Annotated in this window: 16 protein-coding genes and 1 tRNA gene; 7 read left to right on the top strand and 10 right to left on the bottom strand. The window is 62.4% G+C overall.

The annotated features are described in order from the left end of the window. Positions 1-133: 133 nt before the first annotated feature. Positions 134-1,732 (top strand): malate dehydrogenase (quinone), encoded by a 1,599-nt coding sequence (mqo, locus tag NLX68_RS05415; protein WP_254283170.1) that lies wholly within the window; start codon positions 134-136, stop codon positions 1,730-1,732. Positions 1,733-1,889: 157 nt separating this feature from the next. Here mqo and NLX68_RS05410 read toward each other — a convergent pair whose 3' ends face one another. The 3 genes from NLX68_RS05410 to NLX68_RS05400 form a co-directional block, all read right to left on the bottom strand. Then, the gene (locus NLX68_RS05410; RefSeq protein WP_254283168.1) at positions 1,890-2,264 is read right to left on the bottom strand and encodes a bacteriocin; all 375 of its coding nucleotides are present in this window, start codon (positions 2,262-2,264) and stop codon (positions 1,890-1,892) included. A 131-nt stretch (positions 2,265-2,395) separates the two neighbouring features. Continuing rightward, positions 2,396-2,472: transfer RNA gene (locus tag NLX68_RS05405), tRNA-Pro, on the bottom strand. A gap of 64 nt (positions 2,473-2,536) precedes the next feature. Next, positions 2,537-2,758, bottom strand: coding sequence for a YgdI/YgdR family lipoprotein (locus NLX68_RS05400; protein WP_010223359.1), 222 nt, complete (start codon positions 2,756-2,758; stop codon positions 2,537-2,539). Positions 2,759-2,955: 197 nt separating this feature from the next. Here NLX68_RS05400 and moaB point away from each other — a divergent pair, with 197 nt between their 5' ends. Further along, positions 2,956-3,495: a molybdenum cofactor biosynthesis protein B gene (gene moaB / locus NLX68_RS05395; protein WP_254283167.1), complete on the top strand. Its 540-nt coding sequence runs from the start codon at positions 2,956-2,958 to the stop codon at positions 3,493-3,495. A gap of 7 nt (positions 3,496-3,502) precedes the next feature. Then, positions 3,503-4,705, top strand: coding sequence for a gephyrin-like molybdotransferase Glp (gene glp, locus NLX68_RS05390; RefSeq protein WP_254283166.1), 1,203 nt, complete (start codon positions 3,503-3,505; stop codon positions 4,703-4,705). Here glp and NLX68_RS05385 read toward each other — a convergent pair. The 5 genes from NLX68_RS05385 to NLX68_RS05365 form a co-directional block, all read right to left on the bottom strand. Beyond that, positions 4,694-5,941: a glycosyltransferase family 4 protein gene (locus NLX68_RS05385; protein WP_254283165.1), complete on the bottom strand. Its 1,248-nt coding sequence runs from the start codon at positions 5,939-5,941 to the stop codon at positions 4,694-4,696. The two genes, glp and NLX68_RS05385, sit on opposite strands and share 12 nt — an antisense overlap. 64 nt (positions 5,942-6,005) lie before the next feature. Then, on the bottom strand, positions 6,006-7,460 hold the full coding sequence (locus NLX68_RS05380) for a mannose-1-phosphate guanylyltransferase/mannose-6-phosphate isomerase (RefSeq protein WP_254283163.1): 1,455 nt from the start codon (positions 7,458-7,460) through the stop codon (positions 6,006-6,008). Positions 7,461-7,844: 384 nt separating this feature from the next. Further along, entirely contained in the window at positions 7,845-8,504 is a 660-nt protein-coding gene (locus NLX68_RS05375) for a response regulator transcription factor (RefSeq protein ID WP_010223364.1), read from the bottom strand. Then, positions 8,501-9,391: a sensor histidine kinase gene (locus tag NLX68_RS05370; RefSeq protein WP_254283320.1), complete on the bottom strand. Its 891-nt coding sequence runs from the start codon at positions 9,389-9,391 to the stop codon at positions 8,501-8,503. Before NLX68_RS05370 ends, NLX68_RS05375 begins: the two co-directional genes overlap by 4 nt. 437 nt (positions 9,392-9,828) lie before the next feature. Continuing rightward, positions 9,829-10,353 carry a histidine kinase gene (locus NLX68_RS05365; RefSeq protein ID WP_254283161.1) on the bottom strand — a complete coding sequence of 175 codons (525 nt, stop codon included), beginning with the start codon at positions 10,351-10,353 and terminating at the stop codon, positions 9,829-9,831. A gap of 346 nt (positions 10,354-10,699) precedes the next feature. Between NLX68_RS05365 and NLX68_RS05360 the strand changes: the two genes are divergently transcribed. After that, positions 10,700-11,635, top strand: coding sequence for a chemotaxis protein CheV (locus tag NLX68_RS05360; protein WP_254283159.1), 936 nt, complete (start codon positions 10,700-10,702; stop codon positions 11,633-11,635). A gap of 40 nt (positions 11,636-11,675) precedes the next feature. Further along, a complete protein-coding gene (locus NLX68_RS05355; RefSeq protein WP_254283157.1) occupies positions 11,676-12,482 on the top strand; it encodes an MOSC domain-containing protein in 807 nt (268 codons plus the stop codon). Between the two features lie 239 nt (positions 12,483-12,721). Here the strand turns inward: NLX68_RS05355 and NLX68_RS05350 are convergent, their stop codons facing one another. Then, positions 12,722-14,650, bottom strand: a complete 1,929-nt coding sequence (locus NLX68_RS05350) for a transglycosylase SLT domain-containing protein (RefSeq protein ID WP_254283154.1) — start codon at positions 14,648-14,650, stop codon at positions 12,722-12,724. Between the two features lie 221 nt (positions 14,651-14,871). Here NLX68_RS05350 and NLX68_RS05345 point away from each other — a divergent pair, with 221 nt between their 5' ends. After that, positions 14,872-16,791, top strand: a complete 1,920-nt coding sequence (locus tag NLX68_RS05345; protein WP_254283152.1) for an ATP-binding cassette domain-containing protein — start codon at positions 14,872-14,874, stop codon at positions 16,789-16,791. A 45-nt stretch (positions 16,792-16,836) separates the two neighbouring features. On the opposite strand, the gene NLX68_RS05340 is transcribed toward NLX68_RS05345, so the two are convergent. Next, complete coding sequence (locus NLX68_RS05340) at positions 16,837-17,280, bottom strand: universal stress protein (protein WP_010226995.1); 444 nt, start codon at positions 17,278-17,280, stop codon at positions 16,837-16,839. Positions 17,281-17,389: 109 nt separating this feature from the next. Between NLX68_RS05340 and NLX68_RS05335 the strand changes: the two genes are divergently transcribed. After that, a complete protein-coding gene (locus NLX68_RS05335) occupies positions 17,390-17,827 on the top strand; it encodes a hypothetical protein (RefSeq protein WP_010226993.1) in 438 nt (145 codons plus the stop codon). The last annotated feature ends 476 nt before the right edge of the window (positions 17,828-18,303 follow it).

Genomic DNA, 18,303 nt, shown 5'->3' with positions numbered 1-18,303 from the left:
CCTGTGCATCCGGCCGACTGCCTGAGCACCAGCTACGCTGAGCCTTGGACTGCGCGAGCAACAACAAGAATCCGGGCGTGCACTACGGGACCTGCGGTCATTGCCAATTACTTCACTTCAATTGGATTGAACTATGAAAAAAATCCTGCTGACGCTCCTGTGCCTGAGTGTCATCGGTTGCTCCAAGCCCAGTGAGCCCGAGAAAACCGTAGACGTGCTGCTGATCGGCGGCGGCATCATGAGTGCAAGCCTGGGTACCTACCTCAATGAGCTGGAACCCGGTTGGTCGATCGACATCTACGAGCGCCTGGACAAGGTCGCCGAAGAAAGCTCCAACGCCTGGAACAACGCCGGTACCGGTCACTCCGCCTTCTGCGAGCTGAACTACACCAGCGAAGGCGCCGACGGCAAGATCGATATCAGCAAGGCCGTTGGGGTCAACGAGCAGTTCGAGATCTCCAAGCAGTTCTGGGCCTACCAGATCGAGCAGAACGTGCTGAGCAACCCGAAGTCGTTCATCAACAACGTGCCGCACATGAGCTTCGTCTGGGGCGACAAGAACGTCGAGTTCCTCAAGAAGCGTCATGAAGCCCTGCAGCACAGCTCGCTGTTCCGTGGCATGGAGTACTCCGAAGACCACGAGCAGATCAAGAAGTGGGTACCGATCGTGATGGAAGGCCGTGCTGCCGACCAGAAGATCGCCGCCACCCGCATGCCGATCGGCACCGACGTCAACTTCGGCGAGATCACCCGCCAGCTGTTCGCCTCGCTGACCAAGCACGACAACGTCAAGCTGCACGTCCAGCACGAAGTGCGCGACATCGTGCGCAATGCCGACAATACCTGGACCGTGGTCGTTGCTGACCTGGCCAACAAGGGTGTCGAGAGCAGCGTCAAGGCCAAGTTCGTCTTCATCGGTGCCGGTGGTGGCGCCCTGAAGCTGCTGCAGAAGTCGGGCATCCCTGAAGCAGACGGCTATGCCGGCTTCCCGGTCGGTGGCCAGTTCCTGATGACCGACAACCAGGACATCGTTGCCCGTCACAAGGCCAAGCTGTACGGCAAGGCTTCGGTCGGTGCACCGCCGATGTCGGTTCCGCACCTGGACACCCGCGTGATCGACGGCAAGGAAGTGCTGCTGTTCGGCCCGTTTGCCACCTTCTCGACCAAGTTCCTGAAGAACGGCTCGCTGCTGGACATGTTCGCGGCGCTGACTACCCACAACATCATGCCGATGACCCACGCCGGTATCGACAATATCGACCTGAGCACCTACCTGATGGGTCAGTTGATGCTGAGCTTCGATGACCGCATGACGGCCCTGCGCGAGTACTTCCCGAACGCCAAGAACGAAGACTGGAAGCTGCTGCAGGCCGGTCAACGCGTCCAGGTGATCAAGAAGGACCCTGAGCACGGCGGCATCCTGCAGTTCGGTACCGAGGTCGTTGCTGCCCAGGACGGCACCATTGCCGCGCTGCTGGGCGCCTCGCCAGGTGCCTCGACCGCTGCGCCGATCATGCTGACCGTGCTGGAAAAGACCTTCAAGGATCGCATCAAGACCCCTGAGTGGCAGGCCAAGCTGAAGGAAATCGTTCCGACCTATGGCCAGAAGCTCAACAACAATCTTGAGCTGACCAACAAGACCCGTGAATGGAGCAGCTCGCGTCTGGGCCTGCTGTACGTTCCGGTGCTGCCGGAAGCGGCCGCTGCGGTACAGGCTGAGCCTGCGCTGTAAGCATTTGCTACGGTAGAAACAAACAACCCCCTGTTCAGGGGGTTGTTTGTTTCAGGCCTTCAAAAAGCATCGCCGGCAAGGCCGGCTCCCACGGTGGATTTGGCTTACGCCTGTGGGAGTCGGCCTTGCCGGCGATTGAGGGCTGCTCGGTTGTGGATCAGTGCCGCTTCTTGCGGTGACTGTCCGCCAGGTTATTACCCAGCGCACCACCGGCCGCACCACCCAAGCCTGCGCCAATCGCCGAGCCGGTGCTGCCACCCAGTTTGCCGCCTACCAGCGAGCCACCGGCCGAACCCAGGCCGCCACCAATGGCCGCCTTGGTCTTGTTGCCTTTCTTCGCAGCCATGGCGCTGCCCGCTGCGCCACCGACACCGGCACCAATGGCCGCGCCGGTGCTGCCACCCAGCTTCTGCCCGACCACGTTACCCAATACACCACCCAGGCCACCGCCTACAGCGGTCTGGCCATCGCCGGCCATGGCGCCTTGTGCACACACCAGGCCCAGGGTCAGGGCGGCAAGAGTCTTACGCATGTGAATCAACCTCAATGTTCGAAAGGCGCGCATTCTGCTGGTAGCGCCGTCGCCGTGCAATGCTGGCCAGTGCTGCTCGTCTGCCGGGCACGAAAAAGCCCGCACGAGGGCGGGCTTTTCGCTGAGTAATCTGGTCGGAGAGACAGGATTCGAACCTGCGGCCTTCTCGTCCCGAACGAGACGCGCTACCTGGCTGCGCTACACTCCGATGGAGAAAATATTACTCAAAATTCTCTCCTCGGCAAGCCCCCGAAAGCGGCTTGTCGATCAGCTCACAGGTCCTTGACGGTACGGACCTGGTCCTTGTTGATGCGGGTGCGCTTGCCGTCCAGCTGTTCGAATTCGTAGAAGCCCGAGTCTTCATCGTATTGCGGAGTATCGACCGCCTGGATTTCGCGACCGTCGTTCAGGGTAATGACGGTTGGCGAAGCGCAGCCGGCCAGGGTGCCAAGACCCAGGGCGAGCAGGAAAGCGGGAAGAGTCCGTTGAATCATTGTGTTTCTCCAGTAAAGGATGGTGCGTAATGGTTCTTGAGACGCATGGCGCCTGCGCAAGTTCCGTGCAGATTGCAGCATAGCGGCAATCCAGCATTATTGACTGGGCACAATGCCTGACCCGGTGGCGGGCGCGAGGCGGGCAGGGCTGTGATATAACACCGCTCATTCGTTCCTATCAATGGATTCAAGGTCCCATGAAAGCCAAGGCAGATGTACCTTTCGTGCCGCTGAACATTGCCGTACTGACCGTCAGCGATACCCGCACCCTGGAGACCGACACCTCCGGCCAGGTGTTTGTCGACCGCCTGACCGAGGCCGGCCACGCCCTCGCTGCGCGGGTGCTGCTCAAGGACGATCTGTACAAGATCCGCGCTCAGGTCGCGACCTGGATCGCCGATGAGCAGGTGCAGGTGGTGCTGATCACTGGCGGTACCGGCTTCACCGGGCGTGACAGCACGCCGGAAGCCGTGGCTTGCCTGCTGGACAAGCAGGTCGATGGTTTCGGCGAGCTGTTTCGCCATATCTCCCTGGCCGATATCGGCACCTCCACGGTGCAGTCCCGCACCTTGGCCGGCCTGGCCAATGGCACCCTGGTGTGTTGCCTGCCGGGCTCGACCAATGCCGTGCGCACCGGTTGGGACGGTATCCTTGCCGAGCAACTCGACGCCCGTCATCGCCCGTGCAACTTCGTCACCCACCTCAAGCAGGCTGCGCCCTGCGAAAGCCGTGGTTGAGACGCCCATGCACACGCCATTGATACCCGTCGAAGACGCCCTGGCCAAATTGCTCGCGCTGGCCGAAGCCGCGCCAATCAACGACACCGAGCAGGTCGCGCTGGCCGCCGCCGAAGGCCGCGTGCTGGCCCATGAGCTGGTATCGAGCCTCGACCTGCCGCCCTGGCCCAACAGCGCCATGGACGGCTATGCCCTGCGCCTGGCCGACTGGACTGGCGCGCCGTTGCCGGTCAGCCAGCGGATATTCGCCGGGCATACTCCCGAGCCGTTGCAGCCGGGCACCTGTGCACGAATCTTTACCGGGGCGCCGCTGCCTGTGGGGGCCGATTGCGTCGAAATGCAGGAAAACGCCGAGCTGTTGGACGATCAGCGTGTGCGTTTCACCGAGCCGCTGCGCGTCGGCCAGAACATTCGCCCGCAAGGGCAGGAAACCCGGATTGGCGAGGCGGTATTGGCCGCCGGTACGCGCCTTGGGCCAATCGAGCTGGGCCTGGCCGCGTCACTGGGCTGCGCCGAACTGACTGTGGTGCGGCGGGTGAAGGTAGCGGTGCTGTCGACCGGGGATGAGCTGGTCGAGCCCGGTTTGCCCCTCGGTCCCGGACAGATCTACAACAGCAACCGGCGGTTGCTTGGCAGCTGGCTGCAACGCCTGGGCTGCGAAGTGATCGATGCTGGCATTCTTGCTGACGACCTGGAGAAAACCCGCGAATGCCTGGCCGGGTTGCAGCACGTCGATCTGATTCTGTCTACCGGTGGCGTTTCGGTGGGCGAGGCGGATTACCTGGGTATCGCGCTGCGTGAAGAAGGCGAGCTGTCGTTGTGGAAGCTGGCAATCAAGCCGGGCAAGCCGCTGACCTTTGGTCATTACAAAGGCGTGCCGGTCATCGGCTTGCCTGGCAATCCGGCCTCGACCCTGGTGACCTTCGGCTTGTTGACCCGGCCTTACCTGCTGCGCCGCCAGGGCGTCAGCGAGGTCACGCCACTGCAGTTCCCGGTACCGGCCGGATTCGACTGGCCCAAGGCCGGAAGCCGCCGCGAGTACCTGCGCGGGCGTCTGGAGCAGGGCAGTGCATTGATCTACAAAAACCAGAGTTCGGGTGTATTGCGCAGCGCTGCCTGGGCCGAGGGGCTGGTCGAAGTCCGTGAGGGCCAGACCCCGGGCAAAGGCGATATCGTCCAGTTCATTCCCTTGAGCGAACTACTTGGCTGATCGGCTGAGCAGCGTGCCGTCCACCAGGGTGGCACCGCTTGGCGCGCGCAGGCTGGGGCGTGCATGCACGCTTTCCAGCTGGGCAGCGGCGACGCTCCAGTCATGCCGGCAGCAGACAAACTCCCGGGCCGCTTGCGACAACTGGCGCAGGCGCCAGGGCTGGTTCAGCAGTTGGGTAATCATCAGGGCCAACTGGTCGCCATCGTCACTGGCCAGATAGTGCTCGCCATGGGTCACCTGCAGGCCAGACACACCTTTGTCCGTCGTCACCACCGGCAGCCCGGCGGCCATGGCTTCCAGTACCTTGATCTTCGAGCCGCCGCCGTAGCGTAGCGGGGCGAAGAAGATTGCCGAGTTGCGTTGCAGTTCGCGCAGGTCAGGCAGGTAACCAATCCATTCGATCCGCGGGTCGGTCCAGCGCAGTTTCCAGCTGGGCGGCAAGGCGTGGCCGACCACCGCCAGGCGCACCGCCGGGTTGCTCAGCCAGACTTGCGGCAGAATGTCCTCCAGCGCCCATTCGATGGCCTCAAGGTTGGCGCCATACTCGAAGTTGCCGACAAACAGCAGGCGCTGGCTGTGCAGCGACGGCTGGATGTCCTGGTAATGCGCGCAGTCCACGCCGTTGATCACCACCGACACCGCAGAGCCGGTCACCTGGCTGATGTGCTCGGCGTCAGTGGGGCTGACCGCTACCACTTCATGGGCCTGGCTGAGCACACGGTTTTCCCAGCGCCGATAACGCCAGCGATCGAAGGCATTGAAGGGGCGCAGCCACAGTGGCAAGCGGTCGTGACAGGCGGCGCCGTTGACAGATTCGATGTTGTGTTCGCTGAGCACGAACGGCAGCCCCCGACTCTGCAGGGCTTTTTCGAATGGCTGAAAGCTATAGCTGTGTTCGATCTGGATCACATCCCAGGGCTCGTCCAGCAATTGCTCGAAGCAGTGGCGCAGGTGCGGCGCCAGGCCATTGATACTGGCGCGCATCGGGTAGCTGGGGTAAATCGCCGCCAGCAGGTTCAGCGGGCTGTGCAAGGGGCGCCTGGGGAGCACGATCAGGCGTTCGAGCAAAGGCTCCAACGCCTGTCGGGCCGCGTCGCCGGGCGGGATCTTCGACTGCACCAGCAAGGTGATGCGATGACCGCGCTGCGCCAGGTTGCGCAGCAGGTGGTATTGCCGGGTTTTACCGCCGCTGGTGGTCGGCCAGGGCAGGTAGGGTAGTGTCCAGAGTATGCGCATGACCCCTTTCCTCAGTATTCAGGCGGGTAACGGCATGCAGATAAAAATGGACGCGCCAAGGGGATCAGCTTGCGGCTGGCTCCGGGGCGCGTCCATAGATATCAGTAAAGCGCACGATGTCGTCCTCGCCCAGGTATTCGCCACTTTGTACTTCAATCATCACCAGATCGATCACCCCGGGGTTGGTCAGGCGGTGCACCCGTCCGGGCTTGATGAAGGTCGATTCGTTGGTGTCGAGCAGAAACTCCTCTTCGCCGTTGGTCACGCAGGCCATGCCGCTGACCACGATCCAGTGCTCGCTGCGGTGGTGGTGCATCTGCAGCGACAGCGAGGCATCGGGGCGGACCATGATGCGCTTGATCTTGAACCGCGGGCCTTCCTCGAGCACGGTATAGGTGCCCCAGGGGCGGTTGACCGTACGGTGCAGGCGGAAGGCATCGTGGCCCTGGCGCTTGAGCTGCTGGGCGATCACCTTGACCTCCTGGCTGCGGGCCGCGTCAGCGATCAGCAGGGCGTCGGGGGTATCGATGATGATCAGGTTATCCAGGCCCACCGCACCGACCAGGCGCCGTGGTGAGTCGATGTAGCAGTTACGCACATCGTGCAGCACGGTTTCGCCGGTGCAGCGGTTGCCCTGAGGGTCGCCGGTCATGAGTTCGCGCACCGCCTCCCAACTGCCGATATCGCTCCAGCCCAGTTGGCTGGGCAGTACCGCGACCTGTTGCGAGACCTCCATCACCGCATAGTCGATGGAAATGTCCGGCACCTGGGCAAAGCTGTCCGGGTCCAGTTCCACCTGGCACTCGCGCGCGCCTTCCTTGCAGGGGCTCTGGGCCAGGCAACGATTGACCGCTGCCAGCAGTTGCGGGGTGTGCTGTTCCAGTTCATGCAGGATGGCATCGACGCGCATGCAGAACATCCCGGCATTCCACAGGTGCTGGCCGCCCTCGAGGTACTGCTGTGCGGTATCGGCATCGGGTTTTTCCACGAACCGGGCGACCTTGAAGCCATGGGCGTCCAGCGGCTGGCCCTTTTCGATGTAGCCAAATCCGGTTTCGGCGCGGGTCGGCAGCAGGCCAAATGTGGTCAGCCAGCCGTGGCTAGCCAGCGCGCGGGCCTGGCTGACAGCCTGGTCGAAGGCGCTGAGGTCGTTGATCAGGTGATCGGCCGGCAGCACCAGCAATTGTGCGTCCTCACCATACAGCCGGGCGCAGTGCAGGGCGGCTGCGGCGATGGCGGCAGCGGTGTTGCGGCCAAAGGGTTCAAGGATATAGTCCAGGGCCAGGTTGGTCTTGTTCAGCTGGCGGAACTCGTCCTGGGTGCGGAAGAACACCTCGCGGTTGGTCACCGTCAGTACCCGCTCGACATCGGCCAGCCGGCTGGCGCGGGCGAAGGTCTTCTGCAGCAGGCTCTGGCCATCGGGTAGGCGCATGAACGGCTTGGGCATGGTTTCGCGCGATACCGGCCACAGGCGGGTGCCGGCGCCGCCAGCGATGATACAAGGGATCAGAACACTCATCTCACAGCCTCGAGTCAGGGGCACTGCCTGGGCAGTGCGGCAAAAGTAAACAGGGCAACCTGGCAGGCTTTTGCGCAATTAGTCAATTAAATGACTTTTACCACTGGCGCCACCCATAAAGGCCAAATATTTGTCGAATGATGCGCCTGGGCGGCGAAGCTTTCAATGATATTTGTATGAATGGTGTACGAATGACTGCTGAAACGTTAAGTGCGATGCAGTAAAGGCGCGCCAGAAAAGGCGTCGATACTCGATGTTCGATGTTCGATGTTCGATGTTCGATGCTCAATGGGCCCTGGGCATTGGCCATGGCCGCCAGGCTGGAGGCGGGCACGTGCTGTGTCACGGCCTTGCGTGTGCACCTGGCGCCAGGTTCACCGCTGCTCAGTCGTCCAGGCTGATGATCTGCTCGCGCACGGCAAACAGCACCAGGCCGGCAACATCGTAGATTTGCAGGCGTTTCATGATCTGCGAGCGGTGGGTTTCCACGGTCTTGATGCTCAGGCCCAGGCCCTGGGCGATTTCCCGCGTCGATTTGCCGCGCACGATCAGGCGCAGGATCTCCAGTTGGCGGGCGGTGAGGTTATGCTTTTCGGCCGCTTCCGGCTTGCCTGATTGGGCGCGCAGCAGCGCCTGGTTGATCACGGTGTGGGCGATCGCCGGGCTCAGGTAGCGCTCGTTGCCACGCAGTGCAGCCAGCGCCTGCTCAAGTTCGGTAGCGGTGGTGTCTTTAAGCAGGTAGCCGTGGGCGCCGCTTTCCAGGGCCTGCATGATCAGCTCCGGGTCGGTGTGCATGGAGAGAATCAACACCTTGCTGCGACAGCCGAGGGCGCGCAAGCGGCTCAAGGCGTCCAGGCCGCTGGTGCAGCGCATGGAGATATCCAGCAAGACGATGTCCGGGTCCAGTTGCATGACCAGTTCGGGCACCTGGCCGCCGTCGTTGGCTTCGCCGATCACGGCATAACCGGGTATATCTGACACCAGTGCGCGAACACCTGCGCGGATCAATGAGTGGTCATCTACCAACAACAATGTACAGGTCATGGGGCGTTACTTGTCTTGGCGCGTTCGAGGGTACGGGGAGGCCAGGGGAGCAGGGCGTCGATCTGGGTGCCCAGGCCGGGCTGGCTGGTGACTGACAGTGTGCCATTGAGCAAGCCGGCACGCTCGAGCATTCCGGCCATGCCGCGTTGGCCTTCGTCGGCCGGATTGCTGGCGGGCAGAAAGCCCAGGCCGTCATCGCTGATCGACAGTGCCAGGCCTTCGGGCTGGCGCTGGATACGAACCACCAGGTTGTTGGCCCTGGCATGGCGCAGTATGTTGGTCACCGCCTCCTGGGTGATGCGAAAGGCGGCAATTGCCATGTCTTCCGGGATACCGCCCAGGCGCTGACGGCACTCCAGGCTCCAGTGCACATTGGTGTTCTCCAGGGTGCGCAGCAGGTGGGCGCGCAGGCTGGCTTCCAGCCCCAGGCTGGCCAACTGCCGGGGGTTGAGGATGGCCGAGACATCGCGAACATTGGCCAGGGTGTCATCCAGGGTGCTGCGCAAAGTACTGCAGTGCTCCTGTAGCTCAGCCGGGGCACGACGTTGCAGCCAGTCGGCCTGAAGCTTGGCGGCGGTCAGCAGCTGGCCGATATCGTCGTGCAGTTCGCGGCTCAGGCGCTGGCGTTCGCTTTCTTGCACCTTGAGCAACCGGTCGGCAAGTTCCGCCGGGCGCAGGGCAATCGAGCGCGCCCACTGGCGCAGTTGCCAGGCAATGCTCAGCAGGGCGATCAGTTGCAGGGCCAGGGCCGCGCCCGGCAACGGTTGCTCAAGCAGGTACAAGGCCAGGTTGACGGCAATCGAGGCCAGGCACAGCAGGGCGGTCGCCCAGCGCAACAGAGAGGCGCCGGGGCGCCAGCGCTTGAGTGTCTTGAGGCTTGAGAGCATAGGAAATGAAGCCACTGAAATATCGCTGTTGAAAGCCTTGCAAAGGTCAAACTAGAGGCTTTTGTCGAATTGCCTTCAATAACGTTTAAATGTCGGCGCTGGGGTGTGGCGATGAAAGTCGGCGTGCTCTGTCTTGGGGGTGCCAGGTGAGGTGCATGACTTCATCAGCGCGCATGGTATCACTTCAAATACAATTGGTCGCGAACTCTGATAACTGACTGAATAGCCAGATTTTACGGGCTGGTACGGCGGTTCCGATTGCCTTCGAATCTAGCACTATGCCATCAGTTTGTGGGGATGGAATTTTGCCCGATATCAATTAAACGGAATATTTTTTTGCGAATAATTAGAGGTGCCGGAAAATACACTAAGTTTGACCTTAGTGTGCACTCGTCGGGGAGCCGGTTATCTTCGCCAGGGCATTGTTGTTATGCCGCTTAGTTGCCCCTGGTTGGCGAGGAAAGTGCGCTGGCATGCGCGGTGGCGGGCGCAGTCATGGACGGTTCAGAGTGTTCGCAGAGGTGCTGGGTCTCGATGCAGGAGGCGCAGGTTAGAGCGGCTTGCGGGCTCAGGGCGATGGCCAGGGTATCGAGCAACTGCACCTGTTCCTCGGTGTCCAGGCTCAGGCGGCCGGTGTGCGGGTCGATCAATTCCAGTTGCCAGGCCAGCAAGGTCAGGCAGCTTTCCAGGGCCTGCAGGGCTTCACCTTGCAGTGCCGGTTGCGCCTGTGCCGGCTCCAGCAGTGCTTGCAACTGCTGGCTGTAGGCGGCGACCTCGACCAGGCCAAGGGTCTGTGCGCGCTCCACCAGGGTTGCCAGGGTATCGTTCAGGCAGTGGCAGGCATCCGGATCGTTATCGATCAGTTGCAGGTGCAGCAGGCATTCCTCTGCCTTGGTCAGCAGCACCTGGGCGTCGATCAGGAAATCCTGCAGGGCGCTGTTGTGCAGTGCGTCGTTAGCCATCATTTGGCTCCAGCGCGAAAGGCTGGAGCAGGGGCTGGCCACCATGAGGCGATCGCTGACAAAAGCCTGACTCCGTTCATGCAATGAGAATGGCGTCACATTAATGGCTAATGGATATTGCGAACATCAGGTCTCACCCGATTGTCACTAGGGGATTCCCTGATGCGGTGTTTTCGATACGACCCTTTGCGGGCGTTTGCGACAGCGGAGAGGTGAGCGCAGTAAAGCATGATGGTAAAATGACATCAATGGGCTGCAGAGCATTTTCTTCAAGGGGTCAAGCTCTGCGACAAGCGGCCGATACAGGGCCATTGGGATCATTTTCGACACACCTGGGGGCTCTTCGATGGCTGGCATTCTCGACACGGTAGACCAAAGAACGCAGCTGGTGGGCGAGAACCGCCTGGAAATCCTGATGTTCCGCCTGGCGGGCCGGCAATTGTTCGCGATCAACGTGTTCAAGGTCCAGGAAGTGCTGCAGATGCCCAAGCTGACCCTGATGCCACAGCGTCACGCGTACGTCTGTGGCGTGGTCAACTTGCGCGGGCAGACCCTGCCGGTGATCGACCTGTCCCAGGCCATCGGCATGCGCCCGCTGGAACCGGGCCCGGGCAGCACCATCATCGTCACCGAGTACAACCGCTCGGTGCAGGCCTTCCTGGTCGGTGGCGTCGACCGCATCGTCAACATGAACTGGGAAGCCATCATGCCGCCGCCGACCAGTGCCGGTCGTCAGCACTACCTGACAGCGATCAGCAAGGTCGACGAGCAACTGGTGGAAATCATCGACGTCGAGAAGGTGCTGGCGGAAATTGTCCCGTACAGCGCCAAGGTGTCGCGCGACAAGCTCGAAGATCCGGTGCTGGGCCGTGCCCGCGGTCGCGAAGTGCTGCTGGTGGACGACTCCACCGTGGCCCTGGCGCAGTTGCGTGACACCTTGTCGCAACTGGGGGTGAAGATGCACGTGGCCAGCGATGGCCTCAAGGCCCTGCGCATGCTCAAGGGTTGGGCCGACGCTGGCGAGGATGTCTGCGAGAAGCTGCTGATGGTCTTTACCGACGCCGAAATGCCAGAAATGGACGGCTACCGCCTGACCACCGAGATCCGCAACGACCCGCGCCTGCGCTCGCTGTACGTGGTGCTGCATACGTCGTTGTCCGGCAGCTTCAACGAATCGATGGTGAAGAAGGTCGGCTGCGACAACTTCCTCTCCAAGTTCCAACCCGACAAGCTGGTCGATGTCGTGCGCCAACGGCTGATGCTGGATGAAGCCACGGCCTGAGTCGGTATAAGCTAGGGTTTTAACCGACACAAGGCAGGTCATGATGCGCCTGAGTGCGTTGTACCGATACCCGCTCAAATCAGCGCGCGGTGAGGCGCTGCAAACCTCCTCGCTGGACCCTCTGGGGTTGAGCGGGGACCGCCGCTGGATGCTGGTGGAGCGTGACAATGGGCGCTTTCTGACCCAGCGCATGTACCCGCAGATGAGCCAGCTGGCGGCCTTGCACAACGCCGACGGCAGCCTCACCCTTCAGGCTCCCGGCTACCCGACGCTGCACGTTGGCGTGCCGGAGCCCGATAGCGATCTGCGCGGCATCACTATCTGGCGCGATACCTTTCGCGTGCCGGATGCCGGCGATGCTGCCGCGCAGTGGCTCAGTCGGTTCATCGGCAAGGACGTGCGCCTGGTTCATGTGCCAGAGCAACGCACGCGTTATCTACCCAATGGTTATGGTCTGAACAGCGACCGCGTGGCGTTCGCCGACGGTTTTCCCTTGCTGCTGATTGGCCAGGCGTCGCTGGATGACCTGGTCGACAAGGTCGGGCGGCCACTGGAGATGCTGCGCTTTCGTCCCAACCTGGTGGTGGAGGGCAGTGCGGCGTTTGCCGAGGATGGCTGGAAGCGTATCCGCATCGGCGCGGTCGAGTTCCGGGTACTAAAGCCGTGCGAGCGTTGCATCATGACCACCATTGACCCGCAGACCGGCGAGCGCAGCCCGGACCGCGAACCGCTGGCGACCTTGCGCACCTATCGGCAGAAGGAGGGGGATGTGCTGTTTGGCCAGAACCTGGTGGCGGATGGCGCGGGGGTGCTTGAGGTGGGGATGGCGGTGACGGTGCTGGAGTAAACTGGCAAGGCTTTGCCTTGCATCGCTGGCAACGCCAGCTCCCACAGCTGTTGCACCATCCCTGAGGGCACTGCCAATCCTGTGGGAGCCGGACTTGCCGGCGATCGAGCGCGAAGCGGTCGTAATTCGGACAACGCCGAATAGGCTGGCTGGACTGACCTCATTGCTGGCAACGCCAGCTCCCACAGGTGCATGCAAGTCTATTGTGGGAGCCGGCCTTGCCGGCGATGGCTGCACGATCACTGATCGTCAAAATACCGCTCATGCCAGTCCACCAGCGGCTGCGGCGAATTGAGCTTCTGCCCGTAGATCACCGAATACGACAGCACGTTCTGCACGTACTGGCGCGTCTCGTCGAATGGAATCGACTCGACCCAGACATCGAAACTCAGGTGGTCGGCGCCGCGCAGCCACTGGCGCACGCGGCCGGGGCCGGCGTTGTAGGCGGCGGAGGCGAGTACCCGGTTGCCATTGAACTGGCTGTGCACCTGGCTCAGGTAAGCGGCGCCCAGCTGGATGTTCTTGTCCGGGTTGAACACCTGCGCAGGCGAGGCCAGCGGGATGCTGAACTTGCGCGCGGTCTCCTTGGCGGTGGCCGGCATCAGTTGCATCAGGCCGCTGGCGCCGACGCTTGAGCGGGCGTCGTCCATGAACGCGCTTTCCTGGCGGGTAATGGCGAACACCCAGCTCGAATGCAGCCCACGTACCTTGGCTTCACGCACCAGGGTATCGCGGTGGGCCATCGGGAAGCGGATGTCCAGGTCGTCCCAGTACTTGGCCTGGCTGATGGTGCGAATGGCCGGGAAGTACCAGCGCATGTCGTAGGCCAGCTTGGCCTGGGCGACCATCTCGTCACGGTTGAAGTGGCGGCTGACGTGGTACCACTCGCGGCGCCCGTCGACAATCTGGCCGCGGGCGTGGAATTCCAGTGCGCGCTTGACCCCCGGGGTGTTGCGGACCTTGTTGACGACCTGCTGGCTCAGCACCAGCGGCTTGTTGCTCAGCTGGTAAGGCGTTTGCGAGCGGTCGGCGGCCAGGAAGCCGTAGAAGTCACGCTCGCGAGCCACGGTTTTGTACAGCAGCAGGATTTGCGGGTCCTTCGGCTGGGCCAGCTCCAGGCTGCGCGCCTGCCAGTAGCGCCAGCGGTTGCTGCTGGCCAGGTCTTGCGGCAGGCGCTTGGTCAGCGCGTAGGCATCTTCCCAGCGGCCCAGGCGCAGCAGCAGGCGCAGGCGCCACTCGGTGACGGTGTTGTCGCGCAGCTCCGGATCGTAGCGGGTCATCAGGTCCAGGGCGCGTGGGTCGTAGCGGCGGGCCAGGGTCAGGCCGATCTCGCGGGCGATGGCGACTTTCTCGTCGCGGGAGAAATGCATGCGGTTGGCGTAGTCATCGAGCAGGTTCATGGCCCGCTCCGGGTCCTGGCGGGCCAGGCGGCGCAGGCCCAGGCTGACCACGTCGGCCATCGCCTCGTTGACCGGGGTGAAGCGCCCGGGCTGGTTGAGCAGTTCGGGCTTTTGCGCCACGTCGATCAGCAGGCGGCCTTGCGGTGCCAGGGTGTTGAGGCTTTTGACCAGGGTATTGGCCAGCGCATAGTTGCGGGTTTGTGCCGCCAGCTTGGCGCGCTCCCAGCGCTTTTGCTCGGTCAACTGGCCTTCGGCGGCCCAGCGCTCGAACAGGGCATCGCAGGCCGCCGGTTGCGACTTGCCGACCAGCCAGAGTTTTTCTGCGCTGGCATGGCCTTCGGCGCGCTGGCCATGGCTGAGCTGGTACTGGCCATTGAGGCAGTCCAGTTCAGTGAAATTGAGCTTCGGATCGTAGTACTTGGTAAACGTCGCCCAGTCACCACGCTCGGCCAGCCAGCGCAACCAGCGCAGCTTCATCCAGTTGGCCTGGGGCAGGTCGCCGTGGGCGCCGAGGAACTTCTCGATTTCGGCGTTGCTGGCGGTTTTCAGCCGGGCGGTCAGCTCGTCGTAGGCCAGGTAAGGCGTCAACGGATAGTCGCGCAGGGCATCGGCATAGCGCAGGTAGGGGCCCTTGTCGCCCTTGGCCAGGGCGCGTTTGGCTTCATCGTAATATTGACGTTGCTGGGTGATGTCGGTGGCCTGGGCGACACCCACCGCCGAGGCAGTGAGAAGCAGGCTGGATACGAGGTGGAGCAGGCGGCTGCGCATGAGACTTCCGGGCAGTTTGACCATGAAAAGTGACGGCGAAGCCAGCACTGTTGGAGTTGCATTGCCTTAGCTTAGCCGGTTGCCGCAGGCGGATGAAAGCATTGTGCTTGTATCTGCTTGTAAAGAAGCGGCCTGTCGTCGGAAGGTACTGCAGGACGCGCTGCTTAATGTGAAGCCGGCCCAAGTCGGGTAGAATGCGCGCCCGGTTTTTGGAGAAGATCATGACCCTGCTCAAATTAAGCGATGTGTCCCTTGCGTTCGGCGCCACGCCGTTGTTGGACAAGGTGTCCTGGCAGATCGCCCGTGGTGAGCGGGTGTGCATCATCGGCCGCAACGGCACTGGCAAGTCGAGCATGCTGCGCCTGGTCAAGGGCGATCAGAAGCCTGATGAAGGCGATGTCTGGCGTGCCCCGGGCCTGAAGATCGGCGAGCTGCCGCAGGAGTTGCCGGTGGCCGACGGCCGTACCGTCTTCGACGTGGTCGCCGAAGGCCTCGATGGCGTCGGCGCCTTGCTGGCTGAGTACCACCACCTGAGCCAGAACATCCACAGCGATGCCGACCTGGATAAGCTCATGCACGTCCAGCACGACCTCGAGTCGCGCGATGGCTGGCGCCTGCAGCAACTGGTCGACAGCACCCTGAGCCGTCTGCAACTGCCGGCCGACAAGACCCTGGCCGAGCTCTCCGGTGGCTGGCGCCGCCGTGTGCTGCTGGCCCAGGCGCTGGTGTCCGAGCCCGACCTGCTGTTGCTCGACGAGCCGACCAACCACCTGGACATCGGCGCCATTGCCTGGCTTGAAGATGCCCTCAGCGGGTTCGGCGGCGCCGTGCTGTTCATCACGCACGACCGTTCCTTCCTGCAGAACCTGGCCACGCGCATCCTCGAACTGGATCGTGGCGGCCTGATCGACTGGAACGGCGACTACGCCAGCTTCCTGGTGCACAAGGAAGCGGCACTGGCGGCCGAAGAAACCGCCAACGCCCTGTTCGACAAGAAGCTGGCCCAGGAAGAAGTGTGGATCCGCCAGGGCATCAAGGCCCGGCGTACCCGCAACGAAGGCCGCGTGCGTGCCCTCAAGGCCCTGCGCGTCGAGCGCAGCGAACGCCGCGAGCGCCAGGGCAAGGCCAACATCATGCTCGATGTCGCGGAGAAATCCGGCAAGCAGGTGATGGTCCTGGAAAACGTCAGCTTCAACCATCCGGGCGGCCCGCAGCTGGTCAAGGACTTCTCCATGGTCCTGCAGCGCGAAGACCGCATCGGCCTGCTCGGCGCCAACGGTACCGGCAAGACCACCTTGCTCAAGCTGATGCTCGGTGATCTTGAGCCCACCAGCGGCAAGGTCGAGTCCGGCACGCGCCTGGAAGTGGCCTATTTCGACCAGCTGCGCCATCAGCTGGACCTGGAAAAGACCGTGATCGACAACTTGGCCGAAGGTCGCGATTTCATCGACATCGATGGCCAGAGCCGTCACGTGCTGAGCTACCTGGGCGACTTCCTGTTCAGCCCGCAGCGCGCCCGGACCCCGGTCAAGGCCCTGTCCGGTGGCGAGCGTGCGCGCCTGCTGCTGGCCAAGCTGTTCAGCAAGCCGGCCAACCTGCTGGTACTCGACGAACCGACCAACGACCTCGACGTCGAGACCCTCGAGCTGCTCGAAGAAGTGCTGTCGGCGTTCAAGGGCACCGTGCTGATGGTCAGCCACGACCGGGCCTTCCTCGACAACGTGGTGACCAGCACCCTGGTATTCGAAGGCGAGGGCAAGGTGCGCGAGTACGTCGGTGGTTACCAGGACTGGATCCGCCAGGGCGGTTCGCCGAAGTTGCTCGGGGTTACCGAGAGCAAGTCGGGCAAGTCCGAACTCAACACCGCTGTGGTCGAAACCGTGGCGCCTGCGCCGGTAGCGGCGCCAGTGGCTGAAACGGCAAAGAAAAAGCTCAGCTACAAGCTGCAGCGCGAGCTGGAAGCCTTGCCGGGCCAGATCGATGTGCTGGAGCAGAAGATGGCGGCGGTACAGGAAGAGATTTCTGCCCCGGCTTTCTACCAGCGCCCGATCGAGCAGACCAGTGCGGTACTGGCGAGCCTGGAGAAGATGCAGGCTGAGCTGGACGTGCTGGTCGAGCGCTGGGCCGAACTCGACAGCTGAAGGGCAGGGTCCGGCGCATGAGCCTGCGCCGGGCCCACCCGGGTGTTACTCGGCTTTTTTCTGCAGGCGTACCGCGAGCACATCGCAGGGTGCGCCGTGCAGCACGTCGTTGGCGGTAGAACCCAGCAGCAGGGCCAGGCCGTGGCGGCCATGGCTGCCGACCACGATCAGGTCGCACTTCTGGTCCTTGGCCAATTGGTGGATCTCCTGGCGCGGCTGGCCGTAGGTCAGGTGCGAATCACCGCGGTTGATGCCCGGGTACTTGTTGAACAGACGATCCATGCGCTCCTTGGCCTGGTCGAACTGTTGCTGTTGCAGCTGGGACAGGTCCATCGGCACGTCGCCGCCAAAGGCCATGGCCATGGGCTCGACGATATGCACCAGGGAAACCTTGGTCTGTGTCGGCTCGGCCAGTGTCATGGCGCGCTTGATGACCGGATCGCATTCTTCGGTCAGGTCGACGGCAACCAGTATGTGTTCGTAGGGCATGAGAAGCTCTCCTGACAGTCGCGATAGGTAAAGTATGGTCGGTTTCAGGCTGATCGCTTCGAATCACGGCTAACCAGCTCATTTGCAACGCTTTGTGGGAACAACTGATATGACGGTCTGGGTAGTGGTGTCAATCCTTGCGCTGATTCTCAGCCCTTTGGCCTGGCTGCGTCCTTCGCGCAAGCAAAGCGGCCAGATGGCCCTGCGCATGGAAGCCCGGCGCATGGGCCTGGCCATGCAACTGGCGCCCCAGGAGTGGCCGCACTGGCTGCCCAAGGAGCCACCCAGCCCATGCGCACAGTACCTGCGGCCACGACGCCAGGGCCGTAGCGACAGCTGGTGCTACTGGCAGACCACCCCCGGCGTGTGGCTCAACCAGTGGCGCGAGCCTTGCGCCGATGCCGCGCATGCCGAGCAGTTGGCGCGCTTGCCGGAGAGTGTCTACAAAGTCGAGGCGGGCCCGCAGATGGTTGCCTTGTACTGGGGCGAGCGCGGTGAAACGGCTGTATTGCAGGATATTGCCGCAGTGCTCAACGCCCTGGCCTGATCGCTATCAATAAAAAGCCCGATGCACAGATCGGGCGGGCAGGCCAGGCAGGCCGGTGTAATGTTTCAGTCCCTTGCAGTGTAGCCATCCAGCGGTAATTTGCTGCCTACTCCCTCTCTTGTTTCGCGTTGATCGATGATCAACGTGTGTAAGCCATTGACCACTATCGCAGCGCTGAATGGCGTGCCATCAGCAGAGCAGCCGTTTGCCCCCTGTCAGCAGAAAATGACCGGAAAGTCGCGTTTTCACGGTGCTTTTGGGTATTTGACAACGGCGATCTTTTCGTTGAATGTGTGCATACCCAAATCAAACGGGCGTATGAATTGAGCGTTTGTATTGTCAGACGGCTCTTACAGAATCCCGACTATCGCGCTGGCGGGTGTGCCTGGAGCAAGGGTTCGGCAACAACGGCCAATGGCCGGCCGGATCTTTCACCAGCGATCGGCGTGTACAGTTCAGCTTCCATATCGTGGAGA

Origin of the sequence: Pseudomonas sp. SBB6 (assembly GCF_024213215.1) — a bacterium.
GTDB lineage: Bacteria > Pseudomonadota > Gammaproteobacteria > Pseudomonadales > Pseudomonadaceae > Aquipseudomonas > Aquipseudomonas donghuensis.
Note: the sequence above shows the minus strand (reverse complement) of the source record. Positions and strands in the feature narration are given on the sequence as shown.